Origin of the sequence: Diaphorobacter sp. HDW4B, assembly GCF_011305535.1 — a bacterium.
Taxonomy (GTDB): Bacteria; Pseudomonadota; Gammaproteobacteria; order Burkholderiales; family Burkholderiaceae_C; genus Diaphorobacter_A.
The window spans coordinates 345,238-366,374 of the sequence record NZ_CP049905.1 but is presented as its reverse complement, the minus strand read 5'-3'; the positions used below and the strand labels follow the sequence as shown (position 1 = coordinate 366,374).

Genomic DNA, 21,137 nt, shown 5'->3' with positions numbered 1-21,137 from the left:
CGCTCGGCTTTCAGCCGGCGTCCCGTTGGTGCTTTGTGGCAGGCCTCCTCGGTGCTGATTGCGCTGGGGGTGCTCGCGCCCGTGGTGTCGCTGATCTGGCTGGCCTTGGGTGCCGATTGGGCGCACTGGAAGCATCTGGTGCAGTACGTGTTGCCGGACGCCGCGCTCAACACCGCCATGCTGATGGGCGGTGTGGGCGTGCTCACGCTGGTCGTGGGAACCGGCTGCGCATGGCTGGTCAGCGCACATGATTTTCCGGGGCGCAAGCTGCTGCACTGGGCCTTGCTTTTGCCGCTCGCCATGCCGGCTTACATCGTGGCGTTTGCGTATCTTGATCTGCTGCATCCCATCGGTCCGGTGCAGGGCGCGCTGCGCTGGATGCTGGGCTACAGCAGCCCGCGCGAGTGGCGTCTGCCGGATCTGCGCTCGATGGGCGGCGCGATCTTCGTGCTCGGCTTTGTGCTCTATCCCTATGTCTACATGACGGCGCGCGCCATGTTCATGACGCAGCCCGCGCACCTCATGGAAGCGGCGCGCATGCTTGGCGAAAGCCGCTGGGGCGCATTCCGCCGCGTGGCCTTGCCGATGGCGCGACCGGCGCTGGCCGTGGGCCTGAGTCTGGCCTTGCTGGAAACGCTCAACGACATCGGCGCATCGGAGTTTCTGGGCGTCAACACGCTCACCGTGTCGGTCTACACCACATGGATCACGCGCACGGACTTGGCCGGTGCGGCGCAGATCGCGTGCTCCATGCTGCTGGTCGTCATCGCCTTGGTCTGGCTGGAGCGCCATGCGCGTCGCCATCAACGCTATGGCTCGGCGCAGCGCATGCGCGCGATTCAACCCGAGCGTCTGCACGGTGCCAAGGCCTGGCTGGCAACGCTGTTCACCGCCTTGCCGGTGCTCATCGGTTTCATCGCGCCAGCCGCTTATCTGTGCTGGGAAACCTACAAGCGACTCAGCCAAGGGCAGGGCGTTTCAACCGGCTTGTGGATGAGTCTGGGCAACACACTCACGCTTGCATTGGGTGTGACGGTGGTGACCGTGATCGCCGGACTCATCATCGCCTGGGCCACGCGTAACGGCGTGAGTACGCGGCATCCGTCGCGTTGGCAGGCACGTGTGGCAACGCTCGGCTATGCAATTCCCGGCACCGTGCTCGCGATTGGTCTGCTGACTCCGGCACTCGCTCTGGATGGCGGCATCGCCCGCTTGCTCAACCTGACTGGGCTGCCGTTAATGGCACTCGGAGTGATATTGGTCGTGGCTTGCAGCATTCGTTTTCTGGTGATTCCAGTGGGCGGTATCGAGTCGGGCCTGCAGCGCATCCCATCCACATTGGAACAGGCATCGCGCCTGCTGGGTGAAACCGCATTCGGCACTTTGCTGCGCGTGCATCTGCCTCTCCTCAAGCCTGCCGTTGCTACCAGTGCCTTGCTGGTGTTTGTCGATGCGATGAAGGAGCTGCCAGCCACGCTGCTGCTGCGTCCCGCCAATTTCGACACGCTTGCGACCTGGCTGTATGCCGAGGCCGCACGAGGCACTTACGAAGAGGGCGCAGTGGCCGCCTTGCTGATCGTGGTGGCGGGCCTGCTGCCGGTGGTTCTGCTGGCGAAAACGCAGCTTCAACCCACGACGCAAACTTTGGAAAATCCACAAGACTAACGACATGATGGCAGCCCTGCGAATCGACCACTTGAGCCTTTCTTACGACACGCCGCGCGGGCCGCATTTCGTCGTGCGCGATTTTGAATTGATGGTGGAATCCGGCAGCATTGCCTGCCTGTTCGGCCCATCGGGTTGCGGCAAGACATCGGTGCTGCGTGCCATCGCAGGTTTCGAGCCGGTGCAGGAGGGCGAGATTCGTCTGGGCAACACGGTGCTGTCTTCTCCTTCCATTCATTTGCCGCCAGAGAAGCGCCATGTCGGCATGATGTTCCAGGAGTACGGCCTGTTTCCGCATCTCACCGTGACGCAGAACGTGGTGTTTGGCCTGCGTCGTCAAAGCCATGCGGAGCAGCGAGCGCGTTGCGACGAATTGCTTTCGCTCGTCGGTTTGAAGGAATCTGGCAAGAAGTACCCGCACGAACTTTCCGGCGGTCAGCAGCAACGCGTCGCACTCGCGCGCGCGCTGGCACCATCGCCCGCCTTGCTGCTGCTGGACGAACCATTCTCCAACCTCGATGCCGCCACCCGCGAGCGCCTGACCATCGAGGTGCGCGACATCCTCAAGCAGGCGGGGCAGACCGCCGTGCTCGTCACCCACAACGAACACGAAGCGCGCACCATGGCGGACTCGATGTTGGTGATGCGACCGCTGACGGAAACTTCCGCGTCAACGCCGGATTCGGGTTCTCCCCGGTAAGTCGAGCCGGTGCGCTGGCTATACTGAAGCCATGTCTTCGCGCAACGCAACCACATTCCCATCGCAAGCCCCCGCTTTCTGGGGCGGCGCGAACCTGCGTTGTGTCGTCAGCCATTTGAACGCTCCACCACCTGCCATGACTCTGGCACCGCCACCTCCACGCGCGGCTGCCAACACTCCGCCACCCGGTTTTCGGGCCAGCGCGGACTGATTTCAGGTCACGTTTTTCATCTCCTGATGATTCGCTTGTCTGCGTGCATTGACTGCACGTAGTTGCCGAACCGTGACCTGCGTTTTGAATTCATTTGCAGGTGAGATTTCTTCATGTCCATCTTGAAACTGGACGCGCTCGCAAAGCGCGCAAATCCTTGGTCGGGTGCTGCTGCGGCGTGCGCCTTTGTTCTTCTCTGGGGCGGCTCCGCCATCGTCACGCGCTGGGCGTTGGACCACGGCTCCGCATCGGCGGTGCTGCTGGCCCGATACGGCATTGCCCTGTTGGTTCTGCTGATCCTGATCGGCAACCCGCGTCGCTGGCTGCCAGCACGCGGAACGCGCGGTCGTGTCGCACTGGCGGGGCTGGTGATGATCGCGGGCTACTCGGTCTGCTATTTCGAATCGATGTCGCACGGCATCACACCAGGCATGCTGGCCGTGGTGCTCGGCGTGCAACCCGTGTTGACCTTGCTGTTGGTCGAGCGGCGCTTCACGGCGATGCGCGTCTGCGGACTCCTGTTGGCGATGACAGGCCTGGTGCTCGTGGTCTGGAAAAGCCTCATGCGAACGGGCCTTGACGCCACAGGCATGCTGTTCGCCTTGGCTGCACTGGTTTGCATCACCGCAGGATCGCTGCTGCAAAAACGCGTTCAGCAAACCCCCGCGCAGGTGCTGCCGCTGCAGTATGTGGTGACGCTGATCGTCTGCCTGCTCTTCGCACAAGTGCAGCCGCCGCGCTGGGAAATGAACTGGGACTTCTGGCTCCCTGTACTGTTTCTCGCCATCGTCACATCGGTGTGCGCGCAGTTGTTGCTCTACCGGCTTATCCAGCATGGCAATCTAGTGAACGTGACCAGCCTGTTCTATCTGGTTCCCGCAGTCACTGCCGCATTGGACTTTCTGCTGCTGGGCAATGCCATGAGCGGGCAAGTGCTGCTGGGAATGGCGTGCATTCTGGCGGGAGTAATCGCTGTACATAAACAGAGATAATTGATACAACTACATCGATTGAGACTCTGTCGAGCCCATTTTTTTCGGCGACGATGTAGGTAGTCAATTGTCCTGTTCAAAAATGGAGTGCATCACATGTCGTCCAAGCAAGCTCTGGCTCGCCGTCAATTCATTCAAACAGCGGCCTTGGGGGCCGTGGCTGGCGCGTCGTTCCTGAATCAGGCCGCAGCGCAAGGCAGCGAAGTATCGGCACCGGCATTCACGGTTGGGCTGGACCCGAAGGATGCCAATCGCCCGCCGTTTGCCGCGCCCGATGTTGTCAGGCCGTTGCGCATTGCCGATCTGAATGACTTGGAGGCTGAGGCCAGGAAGGTGATGGACCCTGGCGCATTTGCGTTCATCTCGTCGGGCTCGGACAGCCAATGGACGCTGCGCGAAAACCGTCGCGCATTCGACAGGCTCGTGATCAAGCCGCAGTATCTCGTCGGCAAGGCGGTGCCCGATCTGCGCACCACCTTGCTCGGCCAGTCACTGAGCATGCCCATCATCACCACGCCCATGGGCGCGCACGGTCTGGCGCACCAATCGGCAGAGTTCGGCACCGCGCGCGGAACGGCAGAGGCGGGCACGCTCATGGAGGTGAGCACAACGGCCAACCGCTCGATCGAAGAGATCGCGGCTTCGACCAAGGGCCCCAAGTGGTTTCAGCTCTATCTGCTCGAAGACCAGAACAAGTCACGCGATCTGATCAAACGCGCCGAGGCCGCAGGCTACAGCGCGATTGTGTTCTCCATTGATGCCTTTGCGCCGGGGAGTTCCGATGCGACGATCCGCATGGGCTTTCAGTTTCCGTCCAGCCTGCCGTTGGTGAACGCAGGCGGAAGCCCATTCAAGCGAAGCCTGAGCTGGGACGATGTACGTTTCATTCAGGAAACCACCAAGCTGCCGTTGGTGCTCAAAGGCGTGCTCACCGCAGAGATGGCACAGCGTGCGCTCAACCACGGCGTGTCGGCAATCCAGGTGTCCAACCATGGCGGTCGGCAGTTGGATGGTGTTTCGTCAGCCATCGAAGCGTTGCCAGCCGTGGCCGAAGTGGTTCAGGGACGTGTGCCGATCATCATGGACAGCGGCATTCGACGCGGCACCGATGTGTTCAAGGCGCTGTCTCTTGGTGCCAATGCGGTGGCGATTGGACGCCCCGTGCTTTATGGGCTCTCGCTCGGCGGGTGGATGGGGGTGAAGAGTGTGTATGAGCGTCTGCAGGCCGAGCTGACTCGGGACATGATGATTGCTGGGGTGGGGAGTGTTGCCGAGTTTCGGCGGGAGTATGTGGTTAAGGCTGCTTTGTAATTCCTTGCCTTTGGTTTGTTCTTTTTTGACTTCGTTGGGTGGTTGTTTACGGATGCCGGGAGTTCCGCCCGGCGGCGGGGTCACTTTTGCTTGCGCGCAAAAGTAACCAAAACGCGCTTTGAATACCTGCGGCAAAACTCTCTTCGCGCCGAAGGCGCTCCGTTCAAACAGCTTGCCGCAAATCAGATTTTTCTTCAGAGGATGTCACGGCACTTTGCTTCGCTCGTGCCGGTTCATCTCGCGACTTCGCGAGATGTGGAGATGCAAGTTCTGCGCCCATCTTTTTGCTTGTGTTTCTGTGCTCGATTCGCTGCACTCGTCCGTTGATCGCGCGACTGGTCTTACCCCCTCGTCCGCTGGCGGGAGAGGGCTGGGGTGAGGGTGAATTCGTGCACGAGCGAAGCGATGTGCCGTATCACTCCCCGCATCCGCACCCGCCCTTCTGGCCACGCCTGTTTCTGGAGGTTCGTCCGGCGGTTTTGAGCGGCAAATGCCGCTCAAAACTTCCACAACTGACTCACGGCAGTTGTCTGAGCGGAGAGCCCTTGGGCTCGCAGCGAGTTCTGCTGTGCGCCGGACGAATCTCCAGAATCAGGTTGCCCGCAGCGAAGCGAAGGGTCGTGGACAGTGGGCTGCCTTTTCTTTGCTTACTTTCTTTTTGCACAAAAAGAAAGTGAGTCGCACGCCGGGGCGAGACCCGGCCGACAGCACTCAAAAATTCAAACCCATGTGCCACGCACACAAAAGAAAAATCACCGCTTATCCGAATAACGGTCGAGATAACTAACAAACCGCTTGTTCGGATCAAACTGCTTCCGAACAGCCAACAGCTTCTTCCACTTCTCAGCAGAGAAGCATTCCTTCACCAGCGCAGGGAAGCGCGTGAGATCGATCTCGTTGATGTAATAACCCTTGGCCAGCGGTTTGAGCAGCGCATACAGCTCGTCGGCAAGCTTGTAGTTTTTCGCCACGTCTTCCTTGGTCGTACCGATGAGATACCACGACAGGTAATGCGGTGCGGAGTAGGTGAAGCTGCACGGCTCTGGCACTGTGGGGTTGGTTCCCAGCACCGAAAAGCCAAAAGAGCGGGAATCCAGTGCTTTGGCCGACATGGTCTTGGCCAGCGAGTGCAGTGCCTTGCCGGGCTCGTCGGTGAACAGCGCGATTTCGCTGGTGCGGAACTGGCTGTAGAAATCGGTGCTGAGCTGGCTGTACAGGTCGAGATAGGTGAGGGGCACGTTCACCGCCGGGTTCGCCTTGGCCAGTTTGCTGATGGCGGAAACCTGCGTGAAGACTTTGGCTGCTTCGAGTGCTTCTTCCTTGGTTTTGCCGTAGGACATCAGGTTCACCACCCAGTGCCATTGCTCTTCGCCCTTGGGTGTGCTGGGTGGGTTGAATTTGCCGAGTGCACCCAGCACCTCGGTGCGGTTGGCGCTTTGGGGCAGCAGTTTGACGTATTCGGCGACGGCTTCTTCCAGCTTGTCGATGGGGTAGAAGTAGGTGTTCTTGACGATCACGGGCGCTTCGTGGATGCGCAGCTTGTAGCGCAGCACGATGCCGAAGAAACCGGGGCCGACGCCGCGAATCGCCCAGAACAGATCGGTATTCTCGGTCTCCGATGTGTTCACGATCTTGCCATCAGCAAGCATCACTTCTGCGCTGATCACCGAGCCGCAGCCCATGCCCCATTGCGGCATGTTCCAGCCCATGCCACCGCCGAGCAGATAGCCGCCGATGGTGACGAAGCCGGTGTGTGCCGACGGGAAAGCAAAGCCCTTGGCGAAGAGTTGCTTGTTCAGCGTTTCGCTCAATACGCCGGGGCCTGCCCAGACGGATTTCTGTGCGGTGTCGAGTTCTTCGATATGGTCGAACAGCGACATGTCCACCGTGATCGCATCCTGTGCAAGCACGGGGTTGGAGATGTTGTGGCCCGAGCTGCGTGCGACAAGGCGTTGCTTGCTGTCGTTGGCGAACTTCATCAGCAGCGTCAGGTCGTCGCGGTCCGTGGGTTGCACGAACATCGATGGAAAACGGTTGGGCTTGATGCGGTACCACGTCATCGCCCAGAACCAGCCCAGATAGCGCGAGTCGTTGCGGGTGATGACTTCGCCCTTGAACTTGTCGAGCCCAGCCGGGCGCGCTGCCACGTTGGTGCTGAGCTTCTTGGGTTCACTGCGGGCCAGTGCGATGGCACTGTGGGTTCCTGCGGCTGTTCCCGCGCCCAGCAGTGCGCCGACCTTGAGGAAGCAGCGGCGCAGCAGTGGGGTTGCCGCGTCTGTGGAGTGAGGAGGGGATTCGGGTTGGAAATTCTTTGGCATGTGACGTCAGCCTTTCAAACTTGTTGTAGTTGCTTGTGCTGAGGCACTACTGCTTGCCGGAGCCCGCAGTGACGGGGGCGAGGTTGCTGAAATGTTCGGCCAGATCGACGATGTCCTGATCACTCAGTGCCTGCACCATGGGTGCCATCATGTCGCTCTTGCGCGAGCCTTTCTTGAAGGCGTGCAACTGTTCGATCAGGTAAGGAGCCTTCTGTCCGCGAAGGTGTGGGTTGGCGGGCATGGCAGCCGTGTCATGGCACGCAGCGCATGCAGCGGCCATGGCGGGTGCGGCCTTGGCTGCGGTGGTGGGCGGCTTGGGTGTGGACGGAGCCTGCGCGCTGAAATAGGCAGCGAGCGTCTGGATCTGCGTCTGGGTAACGGCGGCGATTGCGGGCTGCATCATCGGGTGCACGCGCTTGCCGGACTTGAAATCGCCCAGCTGTGTGGCGAGATATTCCTTGCTTTGTCCGGCCAGATTGGGCCATTCCGGAATCTGGCTGATGCCCGTGGGGCCGTGGCACGCAAGGCACTGGCTTGCCACCGCTGGTGCTTTGGTCACGCCCTTGGGATAGACCGTGCTGTCGGATGGAATGTTGGTGTCGTCGGAGCTGGCTGCGGTTGCGGCAAACGGCTGCAACGCCAAGGCGCACAACGCGCTGCCAAGCAGCAGGGTTCGCAGTCCGGCGCGGTGGGCGCGGGGCTGCGTTGCTTCATCGTGTGTTTGGTTTTGTCTCATGGCTCCATGCTAGAGGGAGCACATTGAGCTTTTGCAAAAGCACTTGTGGCAGCTATGTAGGACGGAGGCCTTTTGGTTTGTAGGCGAATCGCTTGGCGTTCAACCCGCTGTTCGCAGCGCTTTGTCATGCACCATCTGCTCGTGCATGAGCGGCTGCCACCATTGCGAGCCAGTATGAGGCGCGGCGATGTTCAGCCGCTCACCCATCATTGGCGTCGTCAGTGGAATGCCACGTTGCTGGCTCAGTTCCACCACGCGCTCGAACGGGTCCCACCAGGCATGCATCGACAAGTCGAAAGTGCCGTTGTGGATCGGCAGCAGCCAGCGCCCGCCCAAGTCCACATGCGCCTGCACGGTCTGCTCGGGATGCATGTGTACATAAGGCCAGCTTTCGTTGTAGGCACCGGTTTCCATGAGCGTGAGATCGAATGGCCCGAAGCGCTTTCCGATCTCGGCAAAGCCGGAGAAGTAGCCGGTGTCGCCGCTGAAGAAAACGCGTTGCTCGCCGGTCTCGATCACCCACGAGGCCCACAGCGTGCGGTTGCCGTCACCGAGACCGCGTCCCGAGAAATGCTGTGCCGGCGTGGCGGTGAAGCGAACGCCGTTGACTTCCGTGCCTTGCCACCAATCGTACTGCTGCACTTTTTCGGGCGGAATGCCCAAAGACACCAGTCGGTCGCCAACGCCCAACGTGCACAGAAACACCTGCGTCTTGCCTTCCAACTGCATCACGGCGTGGCTGTCGAGGTGATCGTAGTGATCATGCGAGAGCAGCACGCCTTGCAGCGCGGGCAACTCGGCGATGGAAATGGGCGGCGCGTGAAAGCGCTTGGGTCCGGCAAAACTGAAGGGCGATGCGCGTTCGGCAAAGACGGGATCGGTGATCCACCAGCCGCCACGCAGCTTCATCAGAACAGTGGAATGCCCGAGTCGGTACAGGCTGCCTTCCGGAGCGGAATCCAACTCGGTTGTCGATATGCGACGCACCGGAAGCGGTGCAGCGGGTTCCGTGTTTTTGGGCTTGTTGAACAAGAAATCCCACATCACCTTCGCGCCCGGCTGCGCAGAGGGCGCTGGGCGCGGGGTGATGTTGCGAAAGCGGCGGCCCGTGAATTGTGGGGACGAGGAATAGTCGCCAAGGGGAAGACGGTTCAGCAGTTCGGAGAGATTCATCGCAGGGGCCTGTGGCATGACGTCGTTGTACGCCCCTGCAGATGAGTCTGCTCGTGTGCGGGTTCAACCCATGTGCGAGTTTCGCTTTGTAAATGTGGCCGGCATCTTCAGCGTCGCCATCAAAGCGCGCAGAAATGGCATGGCAACGCCAACCTGGTTGTCGGACTGCGCGGCGCGTTCCTGAATCAAGGTAGTGCTCTTGCCGCCGATGACGCTGAGCCGAACCCATGTGCCGGTTGGCACGCTCAGCGGCTGCCAGGGCATGCCGCCGCCGTGCAGCACATGCTGGTAGCGGATGCCCGCTTGTTCCCATTCCAGTTCCAGAGCGCCTTGCGTGCAGTGCAGGAATTGCACCTCCGAGGCACACAGCCATTGCGGCTGGCCGGGTTGCAAAGTGAAGGTAAGGCTTGTGCTTTCCATGGTGTTTTTCTCGCTGAAAAATGGTGGTCAAAGAGCTTGTTCAATGGCCTCCAGCATAGGTTTCAGAGGGCGTGCAGCACAGGCACAAGCCAGGCGAGAGGACAGCATCACAGCATGGTTTGTGGGCTTCTGTTATGGTTGTTTTGCGTGCAAGCTGTATCTGTTAGATAGAGCCCCTGACTGGCAATATGGCCGGGTTTTCAAATCGGGCAGCACGCGAAAGGACGGGCGTTTTCATGGACAGCAGTTTGTTGGCGGATGCGCCGGGTGTCATGGAGCAGGTGCTGCACGACATTCCGGCACATGAGCACGGTGGCGTGCACCTGTACCAGCGCTGGGCCGACCACTACGCGCAGGCCATTCATGCGGGCGTGCTCAAGGTGCAGGAGCGCATGCCTTCGGTGCGCGACATCCGGCAGCGCCACGATGTGAGCCACACCACGGCGCTGCAGATTCTGCGTGAGCTGGAATCCCGCGGCCTCATCGAAGCGCGTGCCCGCGTTGGTTACTTCGTGCGCGGGCAGACGCTGGACATGCCCATTGCGCGCGAGCCGCAGGCGCTGGTGCCGTTCGATGCGTGCGCGAACACCTTCGAGAGCATTGGCGATCGCATCTCCGACTATCTGAACAAGGCGCGACTGATCGGCACTTTCAGGGTTGACTTGGGCAGTGCCATGCCTGCGCCGGAACTGTTCGATTCCTCGTTTCTCAACCGGCAGGCGATTGCACTGTTGCGCGAGCAGCCGGACCTGTTGGTGCATGGGCCTTCCGCGCCTTACACGGATCCGGATTTCCAAGCGGCGATGGCGCGTTATGCGCTGACCTTCGGAATCACGATTCCGCCCATGCAGATAGCAGCTACCTTAGGCAACTCGGAAGCGGTGAACCTGTCGCTCGATGCGCTCACACAAGCGGGCGACATGGTGGCCATCGAATCGCCCACGTTCTACGGCATCGTGCAAGCAGTGGAGGCGCGCGGCCTGCGTGCGCTCGAGATCCCGTCGAGCCCGCACACCGGCATGTCGCTGGAGGCGCTGGAGTTGGCGCTGCGCACCTATCCGAAACTCAAGGCCGTGATTGTCGTGCCGCATCTGCAGATGCCGCAGGGCGCGACCATGCCCGACAGCCACAAGCAGCGCATCGTCGCCATGTGCGCCGAGCGTGGCGTGGCGCTGATCGAGGACGACATCTATCGCGAGTTCGTGGAAGATCCCGGCGTGCACCGACCCTGCAAGGCGTGGGACACCGACGGCACGGTGATCTACTGCGCATCGCTTTCCAAGAGCTTTGCGCCGGGTCTGCGTCTGGGCTGGATGAATGCCGGTCGCTGGCACGACAAGGTGCAGATGATCAAATTCTCGCGCTCGCGCAACATGCCGCTGTGGCCGCAACTGCTGGGCGCACGTACGGTGGGAACGCCTTACTACATGCGCCATCTGGCCCGCATCCGCAAGGCCTTGCGCGAACAGCGCGAACAGGCCGCGCGTGCGGTGGCTCGCTTTTTCCTGATCGGCTCGCGACTCAGTCTGCCGCGTGGTGGACTGAGCATCTGGGTCGAGTTGCCCGAAGGCATCAGCAGCGCCAAGCTCTACGACCATGCACTGGCGTTGGGCATTCGGACGGCACCGGGTGACATGTTTTCCAATACCGGCAATTACGGCAACTTTCTGCGGCTCTCGTGCGGCATGCCGTTTACGGCGCAGATCGAAGAGGCTTATCGCGTGCTCGGGCGTTTGATGCATGAGCAACTGGGTTTGCCCGCGCGCGGATGAGGCGTCGCCAGGCGCGCGACTTGTCAGTCCTCTGATGGTGGCAAATGCGTCGCCAACCAGGTGCGCGCAGTGTGCAACGAGGCAAGTGCCTCGCCTTGCCCGTGCGCCGCAATCTCGTCATGGATCTGCGCGTGCAGCGCCGCAGCGGTGGCTTGCCAGTCTGGCGTCGGCAGAAGGCGCATGGCGGCCTCGGGCAAGGAGCACGAGAAGGTCTGCATCAACGACAGTTTGCGAACCACGTTGAGCGCAAAGGGCGGGCACAGCAGAATCTGGATGGCGAGCGACTTGGCGGGTTTGCGCAGTGCTTCGCCATGGCGCTTTCCGTATCGCCACGTCAGGACACTCAGGACGATGGTGAACAGGTAGACCAGAAGGGCGGCAGTGAGCCGTGCAACATCGCTCATCTTGCCGAGCAGGCTTGTCGGCAGCAGCACAAACAGCGCAATGGCCAGCAGATAGATCGGAATGCAAAAGGCGCGATAAGTGTCCGCATTGGCGCGCATGGAGTCCACTGATTTCGAGTGCCGATTCAAACCGAAATCCGTACTTTGCCAGCTCAGTCGATAGACCGGTCGATGGGGTTGGAATAGAGAAGGCCACAGCAGAAATGCCCGGCGCGCCTCGAATCCGCTTGCTCCAAGGCGGCAATGCCATTGACGCCAGCCGCGAATCAACAGGCCTTCGTTGATTCGGGCCACGATGCAGGCGTCATAAAGATAAAAGGCGCAAATCGCGAGAACGATCTGCACCTCTGAAGTGAAGGCGGTATACACGCCGCGAGTGTAGCTCAGTGATTCACAGCGAATTGATTATTCCGTGGCTTTGCCGCGTTTGAAAATTTTGCCGATACCCGCACCCAACGCAACAAAGGCTGCGATGATGAATTTCCAGCCTGCGGCGAAGAACCCGCCGAGCACGGCCCAGAAACCCTTCTTGGTCGCCACGGCAGCCGCACCACCGAGCACCAATGCCGCCAGACCATACGCCGCCACCTTGTCGCCTTGCTTGAATTCGGAATAGCGGTATCCGCCGTTGTAATCAAATCCGGTGAGCACCTTGCGGAATTCGGCCACGTCCTTGGTGAGCGTTTCGGGGGCGGTCACCAGTGTGGCCTCCATCACGCCCGTGCGGCCCAGCAGACGTGTGGTGTAGTTCACCACGTACTGTCCTTGCTCGTCGCGAAGGCGCAGGCCCCATTCCAGTCGCTTGGTGCTGGGCTCGTAATGCGGCTCCACTGCCCAACCTTCGGTGTAGATGGTGGGCAAGCCCAGTCGCTTGCGTTCCTTGTTGCCGGCCTCGTCGGAACTTTTGATCGTCGAGAGCAATTCCGATGCGTTGATTTTCTCGTCGTCCTTCACATAACCGGTTTCGTCGAAATTGAAAATCGCGAACCACGATAGCGCTTTGGGCGCGATCAGATAATGGTCCTTGCGTGGGGGGTTGCCTGCTAATTGCAGAAACTTGGAGGTATCGGAATCTCCCAGAAATCCGTGATCGCCGGGGATGCCAACGGAGGCAATGCTGCCGATGGAGCCTTTTGCTCCACTGCCTCCCTGTTCCCAGCGCAAGGCGGCTATTTTCTGGGAAATCGGATCAGGTTGCTGATCCTTGTCTTGCGCATGAACGGCGATTGCGCTTGTCAGTACAAAAAAGACGACAGCCAGTTTTTTCAACACAGTTAATCCTCTCGAGCAGTTGTTAATGGTTTTGCGAGCGATTCTCCAGGTTGGAGATTAACAGGTTGATTACAGGGGGTGTCAACGACAGGTGTTGGTTTTTGTCTTTGGGGCCGTTTGTCACGCGCCTTCAATACACATGCAAAAGCGAAGTCTTTCATGCCAGTCGGCATACTTCACTTCAAATCGGGGGGTGAATTGCAATGTCTTCAGATATGACCCAGCGCCTGGAGGCCATGTTGGCTGCGGGCAAGGAAACGGCGCTGTTGCGCTACACACTCGGCAAGGGTTATCTGGATGCCGGGCAGTACGGCATCGCGCGCGAGCATCTGCAGCGCGCGGTGGCGCTGGATGCCAACTATTCGGTGGCGTGGAAGGCGCTCGGCAAGGCCGCGTTGGAGCTGGGGGACAGCGCCGCTGCGCGCGCGGCGTGGAGCAGCGGACTGGCCTGTGCCGAGGCGCGTGGCGATGCTCAGGTGGTCAAGGAACTCACCGTGTTCTTGCGACGGCTCGACAAGAGTTCCTGACCGTCGATGTTCAGCCTTGCACGGTCCCGACTGCTTCGCCCAGACCGATTCGCACCACGCCATCGCGCTCGCACCAGCCGCGCAGAATCAGCGTGTCGCCGTTTTGCAGGAAGGTGCGCTTTTCGCCGTTGGGCAGCTGAATGGGGTTCTTGCCGCCAGCGGTCAGTTCGAGCAGCGAGCCTGCGGAATCAGCCGTCGAGCCCGAGAGGGTGCCTGAGCCCAGCAGATCACCGGCCTGCAGATTGCAACCATTGACGGTGTGGTGTGCGACCAGTTGCGCAGCGGTCCAGTAAGCCGCATCGAGCGCCGAGCCGCGCGTCAGGCGCACGGGTGCATCGCCCGCGTCGCGCATCTTGGCGGTTTGTATCAGCACTTCGAGCAGGATGTCGATCTGGCCTTGTTTGCGGTTGATCTTGCCGTCCAGATAGGGCAGGGGCTGCGGGTCGTCTTCGGCCCGGTTGAATGGCGCGCGGAAGGGCGCGAGCGCTTCCATCGTCACGATCCATGGCGCGACTGTCGATGAGAAGTTCTTGGAGAGAAACGGGCCGAGCGGCTGGTATTCCCAGGCCTGCAGATCACGCGCCGACCAGTCGTTGAACATGCCGACGCCGAACAGATGCGCTTCTGCGTTCTCGATGTCGATGGGGCTGCCTTGCGCGTTGCCCTGGCTGATGTAGTAGCCGAGTTCGAGTTCGTAGTCGAGCCGTTGCGATGGGCCGAGCGTCGGCGCTTGGGCATCGGCGGCCTTGGTCTGGCCATTGGGGCGCTTGACTGTGGTGCCGCTCACCACCAGCGAGCTGGCGCGGCCGTGGTAGCCGATGGGCACCCACTTGTAGTTGGGCATGAGTGGGTTGTCTGGGCGAAACAGCTTGCCGACGGTGGTGGCGTGGTGGATGCCGGTGTAGAAATCGGTGTAGTCGCCCACGCGGCAGGGCACGGTGTACTCGCATGCGGACTGCGGCACGAGCGCCTGTTGCCATGTTGTTTGCTTGGCGCTTTGGAGGGTGAGTCCTTCCGAGATTTTCTTGCGCAGTTGCTGGCGTTCTGCGGGTGTCGCATCCATCAACGCGTTCATGTCGTCGGTGTCGATGAGACCAGCGGCACGCAGGTCCAGCACCTGGTCACCGATGGCGACGCCGATGCGGAAGGCTTCGCTGCTGCCTGCAGGGCGGAAGCGGCCAAACGGCAGATTCTGAATCGGGAAATCCGCGTCCGGCGCGTTGGCCGATTCCACCCAGCTCTTGCGTTTGGGGTCGTGGGTTGCGTCGATTTCGTACATGACTTCGTCTCTTTCCGGTGGTGCGTGCGTTGCTTGGTGCGTTGCTTAGTTGTCGTGGCCTGCGAACTGGTCTTTCAAACCGGCCCAGCAGTCTGCGTAATCCTGGTCGAGCGGTGCTTGCGTCATCGCGAATGCGGTGGGGATGAAGCGGTAGCGGCTCTCGAACATGAAGGCCAGCGTGTTGTCGAGCTTTTGTGGCGCGAGTGGGGCGTTGCTGGCTTTCTCGAACGCTTCTTCGTCCGGGCCGTGCGGCACCATGCAGTTGTGCAGGCTCGCGCCGCCGGGTTTGAAGCCGCCCGGTTTGGCGTCGTATTCGCCGTAGACCAGACCCATGAATTCGCTCATCAGATTGCGGTGGTACCACGGTGGGCGGAAGGTGTCTTCCATGACCAGCCAGCGCGGCGGGAAGATCACGAAGTCGCAATTGGCCGTGCCCGGTGTGTCGCTGGGCGAGGTGAGCACGGTGAAGATGGACGGATCGGGGTGGTCAAAGCTGATGGAGCCGATGGTCATGAAATTCACCGTGTCGTATTTCACGGGCGCGAGATTGCCGTGCCATGCGACCACGTTGAAGGGCGAGCTTTTGGTGGGCGCTTGCCAGAAGCGGCCACCAAATTTCTTGATCAGCTCATACGGCTTGCCGGACTCCTCGAACGCGGCGACCGGCGCTTGAAAATCACGCGCATTGGCAAGGCCGTTGGAGCCGATGGGGCCAAGCTCCGGCAGGCGGAAGTTCGCGCCGTAGTTCTCGCAGACATAGCCGCGCGACGGGCCATCGAGCAGCGCTACCTTGAACACGACGCCGCGTGGCAGCAACGCGATTTCTCCGGGCTTCACATCGAGCACACCCATCTCGGTGGTGATGCGCAGACGGCCTTGCTGGGGCACGATGAGCATTTCGCCATCGGCATTCACGAACGCGCGTTGCTCCATCGACCGGGTGGCCAGATAGACGAGCGTGCCCATGCCGGTTTGCGCATCGGCATCGCCATTGGCGACCAGCGTGCGCATGCCGTCCACGAAGTCCTGCTCGACTCCGGGCTCGAAAGGGATCGGGTTCCAGCGCAGTGGCTCGGGTGCCATCGCGGCTTCGCGATCACCGCCGGTGGTCCAGAGGGATTGCGTGTAGGGCTGATAACGGCCCGCCACTACCGAAGGCTGGCGGCGATACACCCAGGTGCGGCGGTTTTCATGGCGCGGCGCGGTGAATGCGGTGCCCGAGATCAGTTCGGGATACAGATCGAGCGGCGCACGCTGCGGGCTGTTGCGGCCCTGGGGCAGTGCGTGGGGCACGGCTTCCGTGGCGTATTCGTTGCCAAAGCCGCTTTGGTACTGCAGCGTGTGGTGTTCTGCGGACATCGATCTGTCTCCTTGTTCTTGTCGGGTTGTGCAGTCGATTCAGTGCGCCGCGTCGCGAGCCGCGATCAGCGCTTGCTTGAGCACCGGAAGCGAGCCGATGTGATTGGCCAGCAGCAGCACGAGGCGGGCGTTCAAAGCCTGGCTTTGCTCGGCGCTCATGTCGTGGTGGGCCTCGATCAGCGCTTCGTAGAAGTCGTCCGGAGTGTCCAGATTGGGCTCGACGATCAGCGTTGCTTGCGTTGTTTGCGCGGTCGCGGTGATGTTTGGTGTAGGCATGTCGATGTCTCCTTGCGCGTTCGGATCAGGCCAGTGCGGCGGCTTGGGTGTTTTTGCCGGTGGTGGCGGTTGCGCCGGATTTGCACAGCGCACGCTCGTAAGCTGCGCGCAATGCGTCGGCACTTGGGTTGCGCCAGCGTGCGGTCACATGCTGATCGGGGCGGATCAGATAGGTCGTGCCATCTTGCGCGTCGTAGCGGCGGGCGGCCAGTACGTGGGCTTCGTCCAGCGGCACGGACACCACGTTGAGGCTCAGACCCGAATCGGCCACCGCATGGCGGCTGGCCTTGGCGGCAGGGCCGTCGCCGAACACCAACGCGGTGAAGCGCGTTTCGCACAGTTGCCGCATCAGCCAATCGGTGGATTGCGCCTTGATGAACGGGGCGTCGGCAGCCACTGCGCCAGGAACCATCAGGCCGCTGAAAGCATCGGCATCGGCGGTGTTCAGGTCCGAGTTGCGCAGCGTGGCAGGCACCGAAAGGCGGCCGCTGTTGACCATCTTGCGGGCAAACGGATGCTGGCGTGCCAGGTGCAGAACAGCATCGCGGAACAGGCGGCTGACTTCGCTTTTCGGCGTGATGAAATCGGTGGCTCGGGTCGAGTTCAGGATGTTTTCGTCGGCAGCCACTTCGCGTTCACGGGCATAGCTGTCGAGCAGCGCTTCGGGCGCTTCGCCGTTCAACACAGCAGCCAGTTTCCATGACAGGTTTTCAGCGTCTTGCAGACCGGAGTTGGCACCGCGTGCACCGAAGGGTGATACGCCGTGCGCCGAATCACCGGCGAACAACACGCGGCCATGCTTGAACGAATCCATGCGCAGGCACGAGAAGGTGTAGACGCTGGCCCATTCGAGTGTGAATGTCGCGTCCTTGAAGGGCGACGCATCGAGCATGGTGCGCACGCGCGGGATGATGTTTTCGGGTTTCTTTTCTTCTTCGGGATCGGCGTCCCAGCCGAGCTGGAAGTCGATGCGCCACACACCATCGGGTTGCATGTGCAGCAGCACGCTCTGGTTGCGGTGGAAGTTGGGGTCAAACCAGAACCAGCGCTCGGCGGGGAAGTCCACATCCATCTTCACATCGGCGATCAGGAAGCGGTCCTTGAAGGTGCGGCCCTTGCTTTCCTGCCCCAGCAATTGGCGCAGAGCGGAGCGCGAACCGTCGCAACCGGCGACCCAGTCACCGCGCAACTGGTAGTTGCCATCGGGCGTTTCGACGGTGAGTTCCGCGTGGTCGGCGTGCTGCTCAATGCCCACGACCTTGTTGTTCCAGCGGATGTCGATCAACGGCAATTGCGCTGCGCGTTCGGCCAGAAAGCCTTCCACGTAGTACTGCTGCAGGTTCACGAACGCAGGGCGCTCGTGGCCTTCTTCGGGCAGCAGGTCGAACTCGTAGATCTGCTCATCTTGCAGGAACACGCGGCCGAGCTTCCACGAAACGCCCTTGCTCGCCATGCGGTCGCCGCAGCCAAGGCGGTCGAAGATTTCCAGCGAGCGCTTGGAAAAGCAGATGGCGCGTGAGCCGGTGGAGAGCTTGTTGTCGTTGTCGAGCAGCACGACCGGAATGTTCTGCTGTGCCAGATCGATGGCCAGCGCCAGTCCCACAGGGCCTGCACCCACCACGATCACCGGATGCCGCGCAGGCGTTGCTGCCGTTTGATCGGCATGGCGCACGTAGTCAAACGTGAGCTTCTGAATGTCCAGCTCGCCTTCGCGGGGGATGAGCAGATCGTTGAGTTTCATGGCTTGTCTCCTTGGACCCTGTGGGTTCTTTCTGGCTGTTGGTTCCGGCTTACTGGCCTTCGAGCGATTTCCACATGTCCACGTCGCGCTCGGCTGTCCAGATGCGTGGGTCGGTGTACTTGGTGACTTCGTCGTAGCAGCGCGTCACGTCGAACGGCATGCAGTGGTCGAAGATCACCCAGCTTCCGTACTTGGGCTTGAGGGCTGCGTAAGTGGATTTGTAGACCGCGTTCAGGTCTTGACCTGCGGCGACACCCTTTTGCACATTGGCGAGCACGTCGGAGATGAACTCGCGTGTTTCGGTCAGGCCCGCCTTCACGGCTTCCGGCGTGGTGAGCGCTGCGCCGCGGCCTGGCACCAGCACCTTGGGGTTGAGCGCTTCGAGGTTGCTGAGCGTCTGTGGCCAGTCCTTGAAGTAGGCGTCACCCGCATAAGGGGTTGCGCCGAACTCGACCAGGTCGCCCGACAGCAGCGCTTTTTCCTGCGGCAGCCACACGACGGTGTCGCCCTTGGTGTGACCACGGCCGAGTTGCAGCAGTTGCACTTCGAGCTTTCCCAGCCACACGGTCATCTTGCCGGTGAAGGTCATGGTGGGCCAGGTCATTCCGGGCGGCACGGTTTCCACGTTGCTGAACAGGCGCGGGAAGCGACCGATCTCGCTGGCCTTGTCCTGCTCGCCGCGTTCGACGATCAGGTCATACGTGTCCTGGCTGGCCAGAATCTGCTCGGCACCGTAGGCGCTTGCGCCCAGCACGCGCACGGCGTGGTAGTGGGTCAGCACCACATATTTGATGGGCTTGTCGGTGACTTCGCGGATGCGGCGGATCACGTCGGCGGCCATCGCGGGGGTGGCTTGCGTATCAGCCACCAGCACAGCGTCGTCGCCAATGATGATGCCGGTGTTCGGGTCCCCTTCGGCCGTGTACGCCCAGGCGTGCTCGGAGATCTGGCTGAAGGTGACTTGCTTGACTTCCACATCGGCGTGGCTGGCAAAGGTACGGGTGTTCATCATTGGGCCTCAATTTCTAGTTCACGGATGCGCTTGGTGATCACGTCGAACTCCGTTTTGTAGGACGTGGCAAATTGCTCGGGGGTGCTGTTCATGACTTCAAAGCCCTTGCTCACGAACTGCTGGCTGAATTCGGGTGTTGCCATGGCGGCGCGCACTTCCTTGTTCAGCTTGTCGATGATGGCTTGCGGCGTTTTTGCAGGTGCCAGAAAGCCGATCCAGACATTGGTTTCGTACAGCGGATCCTTGAAGCCCAGCTCGATCATGGTAGGTACTTGGGGCAGCGATGTCGACCGCTGTGGTCCAAGAACGGCGAGTGGAACCACCTTGCCGCTGGGCACATGCTGCAGCGCGCTGGCAACCGACGACAGACCCACATCCACGGTGCCCGAAAGCAGGTCGGAGACCACCGGGCCTTCGCCGCGCTGCGGCACGTGGACCATGTTGGCCTTGAGCGAGCGGTTCAGGCTCTCGCCCGCCAGATGGCCGAGTCCGCCAATGCCCCAGGAGCCGTAGCTCAGCTTCACGTCGCCCTTGGCGGCCTTGGCCTTCAGGTCGGCCATGCTCTTGATGCCGGTGCCGGGATGCGTGGAGATCAGCGCGGGGCTGCGCACCACCTGGGTGATGAAGGCGAAGTCCTTCTGCGGATCGTAGGCCAGCTTCTTGTACAGCGCGGTGTTGTTGATCTGCGAGTCGGTGATGGTCATCAGCAGCGTATAGCCGTCGGCCTTGGCGCGGCTGACTTCGCCTGCGCCGATGGCACCGGCTGCGCCTGCCTTGTTGTCGATGACGAACGGCTGGCCGAGCGCCTTGGAGAGCTTGTCGCCCACGGTGCGCGCCACGAAGTCGGTGGCACCGCCTGCGGCGTAGGGCACGACGATGCGCACAGGGCGATTGGGGTAGTCCTGCGCCGAGGCCGTGCCTGCCATCAGCAGGACTGCGCAAGCAGCGGAAATCGTGGAAAGAAGTTTGAACATGGGGTTTGTCTCCGTTTTGTAGGGATGACTGCGGTTGGAGGGAAGCTCAAAGATCAACCACGATGCGTTCGCTGCGTGCGCGGGATACGCACGGCAGGATGCAGCGGTGTGCGTCACGTTCCTCGTCGGAGAGAACGTAGTCGCGATGGTCTGCCTCGCCTTCGAGCATGGGCAGTTCGCAACTGCGGCACATGCCTTCGCGGCAAGAAAAGGGGAGCGATTCACCGCAGGATTCCAACGCTTCGAGCATGCTCTGCTCTGGCGCGACGGTGATGATTTTTCCGCTGCGGTTGAGCAGCACTTGAAAGCTGCCTGCGGGTGCAGCGGGGGCTGCGTTTTCCGGTGGGGCAAAGCGTTCGAAGTGCGTGGCTGCCTTGGCCAGACCGACTTCAGCCGCCGCATTGCCAACGGCGTTCATCAAGCCTTCGGGGCCGCAGCAATACACATGCGCACCGCTACCAGCACTGCCGATGAAGCCCGCCAGATCAGGTGCGCCAGCGGCTTCCTGATCGACATGCAACTGCACGCGCTCACCGTGCGGTGCCAATGTCCAGCTGTACGCTGCACGTGAACGGGTGCGCACGCAGTACATCAGCTTCCATGGCTTGTCGTTGGCAATGCACCAGCGCACCATGCTCATGATGGGTGTGATGCCGATGCCACCGGCGATGAACACATGTTCGCTGGCGCTCTCGTCGATGCCGAACAGCGCACGGGGCTCGCTCACTTCGATCTCGTCGCCCACAGCCAGCTTCTGGTGCACGTAGGACGAACCACCGCGTGATGCGGGAGCCAGGCCCACGCCGATCACATAACGGTCGCGCTCCGAGGAGCAGTTGGAGAGCGAGTACTGGCGGCAGATATTGCCGGGCAGATGCAGGTCGATATGCGCACCCGAGGTGAATGCTGGCAGCGTGCTGCCGTCTTTGCTCCGCAATTCGAGGCCGAGCACATCCTGCGCCTCGTGCGTGAGGCGTGCAACTACGAGCTTCATG

19 protein-coding genes are annotated in these 21,137 nt (G+C 61.2%); 6 read left to right on the top strand and 13 right to left on the bottom strand.

Features of this window, described 5'->3' with window-relative positions; all coding sequences use genetic code 11:
- Positions 1-33 precede the first annotated feature (33 nt).
- The 4 genes from G7048_RS01730 (at position 34) to G7048_RS01715 (ending at position 4,879) form a co-directional block, all read left to right on the top strand.
- The gene (locus tag G7048_RS01730; RefSeq protein WP_205750323.1) at positions 34-1,665 is read left to right on the top strand and encodes an iron ABC transporter permease; all 1,632 of its coding nucleotides are present in this window, start codon (positions 34-36) and stop codon (positions 1,663-1,665) included.
- A 4-nt stretch (positions 1,666-1,669) separates the two neighbouring features.
- On the top strand, positions 1,670-2,365 hold the full coding sequence (locus G7048_RS01725) for an ABC transporter ATP-binding protein (RefSeq protein WP_166066512.1): 696 nt from the start codon (positions 1,670-1,672) through the stop codon (positions 2,363-2,365).
- Between the two features lie 324 nt (positions 2,366-2,689).
- Positions 2,690-3,568 (top strand): DMT family transporter, encoded by an 879-nt coding sequence (locus tag G7048_RS01720; protein WP_166066510.1) that lies wholly within the window; start codon positions 2,690-2,692, stop codon positions 3,566-3,568.
- A gap of 96 nt (positions 3,569-3,664) precedes the next feature.
- Positions 3,665-4,879 (top strand): alpha-hydroxy acid oxidase, encoded by a 1,215-nt coding sequence (locus tag G7048_RS01715; RefSeq protein ID WP_205750322.1) that lies wholly within the window; start codon positions 3,665-3,667, stop codon positions 4,877-4,879.
- Positions 4,880-5,631: 752 nt separating this feature from the next.
- On the opposite strand, the gene G7048_RS01710 is transcribed toward G7048_RS01715, so the two are convergent.
- The 4 genes from G7048_RS01710 to G7048_RS01695 form a co-directional block, all read right to left on the bottom strand.
- The gene (locus G7048_RS01710; RefSeq protein ID WP_166066509.1) at positions 5,632-7,197 is read right to left on the bottom strand and encodes an FAD-binding oxidoreductase; all 1,566 of its coding nucleotides are present in this window, start codon (positions 7,195-7,197) and stop codon (positions 5,632-5,634) included.
- A gap of 46 nt (positions 7,198-7,243) precedes the next feature.
- On the bottom strand, positions 7,244-7,933 hold the full coding sequence (locus G7048_RS01705; protein WP_166066508.1) for a c-type cytochrome: 690 nt from the start codon (positions 7,931-7,933) through the stop codon (positions 7,244-7,246).
- 99 nt (positions 7,934-8,032) lie between these two features.
- On the bottom strand, positions 8,033-9,106 hold the full coding sequence (locus G7048_RS01700; protein ID WP_371747693.1) for an MBL fold metallo-hydrolase: 1,074 nt from the start codon (positions 9,104-9,106) through the stop codon (positions 8,033-8,035).
- Between the two features lie 63 nt (positions 9,107-9,169).
- Positions 9,170-9,526: a hypothetical protein gene (locus G7048_RS01695; RefSeq protein ID WP_166066506.1), complete on the bottom strand. Its 357-nt coding sequence runs from the start codon at positions 9,524-9,526 to the stop codon at positions 9,170-9,172.
- Positions 9,527-9,762: 236 nt separating this feature from the next.
- Between G7048_RS01695 and G7048_RS01690 the strand changes: the two genes are divergently transcribed.
- Entirely contained in the window at positions 9,763-11,298 is a 1,536-nt protein-coding gene (locus tag G7048_RS01690) for a PLP-dependent aminotransferase family protein (RefSeq protein ID WP_371747606.1), read from the top strand.
- Positions 11,299-11,321: 23 nt separating this feature from the next.
- On the opposite strand, the gene G7048_RS01685 is transcribed toward G7048_RS01690, so the two are convergent.
- Both G7048_RS01685 and G7048_RS01680 read right to left on the bottom strand, forming a co-directional pair.
- Positions 11,322-11,801: a hypothetical protein gene (locus G7048_RS01685; RefSeq protein WP_166066505.1), complete on the bottom strand. Its 480-nt coding sequence runs from the start codon at positions 11,799-11,801 to the stop codon at positions 11,322-11,324.
- Positions 11,802-12,107: 306 nt separating this feature from the next.
- Positions 12,108-12,866 (bottom strand): DUF2167 domain-containing protein, encoded by a 759-nt coding sequence (locus G7048_RS01680; RefSeq protein ID WP_240933126.1) that lies wholly within the window; start codon positions 12,864-12,866, stop codon positions 12,108-12,110.
- A gap of 311 nt (positions 12,867-13,177) precedes the next feature.
- On the opposite strand from G7048_RS01680, the gene G7048_RS01675 reads away from it, so the two are divergent.
- Positions 13,178-13,501 carry a tetratricopeptide repeat protein gene (locus G7048_RS01675; RefSeq protein WP_166066504.1) on the top strand — a complete coding sequence of 108 codons (324 nt, stop codon included), beginning with the start codon at positions 13,178-13,180 and terminating at the stop codon, positions 13,499-13,501.
- Between the two features lie 10 nt (positions 13,502-13,511).
- Here the strand turns inward: G7048_RS01675 and fahA are convergent, their stop codons facing one another.
- Genes fahA through G7048_RS01640 form a run of 7 tightly spaced genes read right to left on the bottom strand, consistent with a single transcriptional unit; the run spans position 13,512 to position 21,136 of the window.
- Positions 13,512-14,780: a fumarylacetoacetase gene (fahA, locus tag G7048_RS01670; RefSeq protein ID WP_166066503.1), complete on the bottom strand. Its 1,269-nt coding sequence runs from the start codon at positions 14,778-14,780 to the stop codon at positions 13,512-13,514.
- A gap of 45 nt (positions 14,781-14,825) precedes the next feature.
- Complete coding sequence (hmgA, locus tag G7048_RS01665; RefSeq protein ID WP_166066501.1) at positions 14,826-16,139, bottom strand: homogentisate 1,2-dioxygenase; 1,314 nt, start codon at positions 16,137-16,139, stop codon at positions 14,826-14,828.
- 39 nt (positions 16,140-16,178) lie between these two features.
- A complete protein-coding gene (locus tag G7048_RS01660; protein ID WP_166066500.1) occupies positions 16,179-16,415 on the bottom strand; it encodes a DUF2783 domain-containing protein in 237 nt (78 codons plus the stop codon).
- 25 nt (positions 16,416-16,440) lie between these two features.
- The gene (locus tag G7048_RS01655) at positions 16,441-18,156 is read right to left on the bottom strand and encodes an FAD-dependent oxidoreductase (RefSeq protein WP_166066499.1); all 1,716 of its coding nucleotides are present in this window, start codon (positions 18,154-18,156) and stop codon (positions 16,441-16,443) included.
- 49 nt (positions 18,157-18,205) lie between these two features.
- A complete protein-coding gene (locus G7048_RS01650) occupies positions 18,206-19,168 on the bottom strand; it encodes an MBL fold metallo-hydrolase (RefSeq protein WP_166066498.1) in 963 nt (320 codons plus the stop codon).
- A complete protein-coding gene (locus G7048_RS01645; RefSeq protein ID WP_166066497.1) occupies positions 19,165-20,142 on the bottom strand; it encodes a tripartite tricarboxylate transporter substrate binding protein in 978 nt (325 codons plus the stop codon). Before G7048_RS01645 ends, G7048_RS01650 begins: the two co-directional genes overlap by 4 nt.
- 46 nt (positions 20,143-20,188) lie before the next feature.
- Positions 20,189-21,136, bottom strand: a complete 948-nt coding sequence (locus G7048_RS01640) for a PDR/VanB family oxidoreductase (protein WP_166066496.1) — start codon at positions 21,134-21,136, stop codon at positions 20,189-20,191.
- Position 21,137: the final 1 nt, after the last annotated feature.

Excerpts from the sequence above, each read along its gene's own strand:
- G7048_RS01725 (WP_166066512.1), top strand. The coding sequence starts at position 1,670 with ATGATGGCAGCCCTGCGAATCGACCACTTGAGCCTTTCTTACGACACG.
- G7048_RS01720 (WP_166066510.1), top strand. The coding sequence starts at position 2,690 with ATGTCCATCTTGAAACTGGACGCGCTCGCAAAGCGCGCAAATCCTTGG.
- G7048_RS01715 (WP_205750322.1), top strand. The coding sequence starts at position 3,665 with ATGTCGTCCAAGCAAGCTCTGGCTCGCCGTCAATTCATTCAAACAGCG.
- G7048_RS01710 (WP_166066509.1), bottom strand. The coding sequence starts at position 7,197 with ATGCCAAAGAATTTCCAACCCGAATCCCCTCCTCACTCCACAGACGCG.
- G7048_RS01705 (WP_166066508.1), bottom strand. The coding sequence starts at position 7,933 with ATGAGACAAAACCAAACACACGATGAAGCAACGCAGCCCCGCGCCCAC.
- G7048_RS01700 (WP_371747693.1), bottom strand. The coding sequence starts at position 9,106 with ATGAATCTCTCCGAACTGCTGAACCGTCTTCCCCTTGGCGACTATTCC.
- G7048_RS01695 (WP_166066506.1), bottom strand. The coding sequence starts at position 9,526 with ATGGAAAGCACAAGCCTTACCTTCACTTTGCAACCCGGCCAGCCGCAA.
- G7048_RS01690 (WP_371747606.1), top strand. The coding sequence starts at position 9,763 with ATGGACAGCAGTTTGTTGGCGGATGCGCCGGGTGTCATGGAGCAGGTG.
- G7048_RS01685 (WP_166066505.1), bottom strand. The coding sequence starts at position 11,801 with ATGCGCGCCAATGCGGACACTTATCGCGCCTTTTGCATTCCGATCTAT.
- G7048_RS01675 (WP_166066504.1), top strand. The coding sequence starts at position 13,178 with ATGTCTTCAGATATGACCCAGCGCCTGGAGGCCATGTTGGCTGCGGGC.
- fahA (WP_166066503.1), bottom strand. The coding sequence starts at position 14,780 with ATGTACGAAATCGACGCAACCCACGACCCCAAACGCAAGAGCTGGGTG.
- hmgA (WP_166066501.1), bottom strand. The coding sequence starts at position 16,139 with ATGTCCGCAGAACACCACACGCTGCAGTACCAAAGCGGCTTTGGCAAC.
- G7048_RS01660 (WP_166066500.1), bottom strand. The coding sequence starts at position 16,415 with ATGCCTACACCAAACATCACCGCGACCGCGCAAACAACGCAAGCAACG.
- G7048_RS01655 (WP_166066499.1), bottom strand. The coding sequence starts at position 18,156 with ATGAAACTCAACGATCTGCTCATCCCCCGCGAAGGCGAGCTGGACATT.
- G7048_RS01650 (WP_166066498.1), bottom strand. The coding sequence starts at position 19,168 with ATGATGAACACCCGTACCTTTGCCAGCCACGCCGATGTGGAAGTCAAG.
- G7048_RS01645 (WP_166066497.1), bottom strand. The coding sequence starts at position 20,142 with ATGTTCAAACTTCTTTCCACGATTTCCGCTGCTTGCGCAGTCCTGCTG.
- G7048_RS01640 (WP_166066496.1), bottom strand. The coding sequence starts at position 21,136 with ATGAAGCTCGTAGTTGCACGCCTCACGCACGAGGCGCAGGATGTGCTC.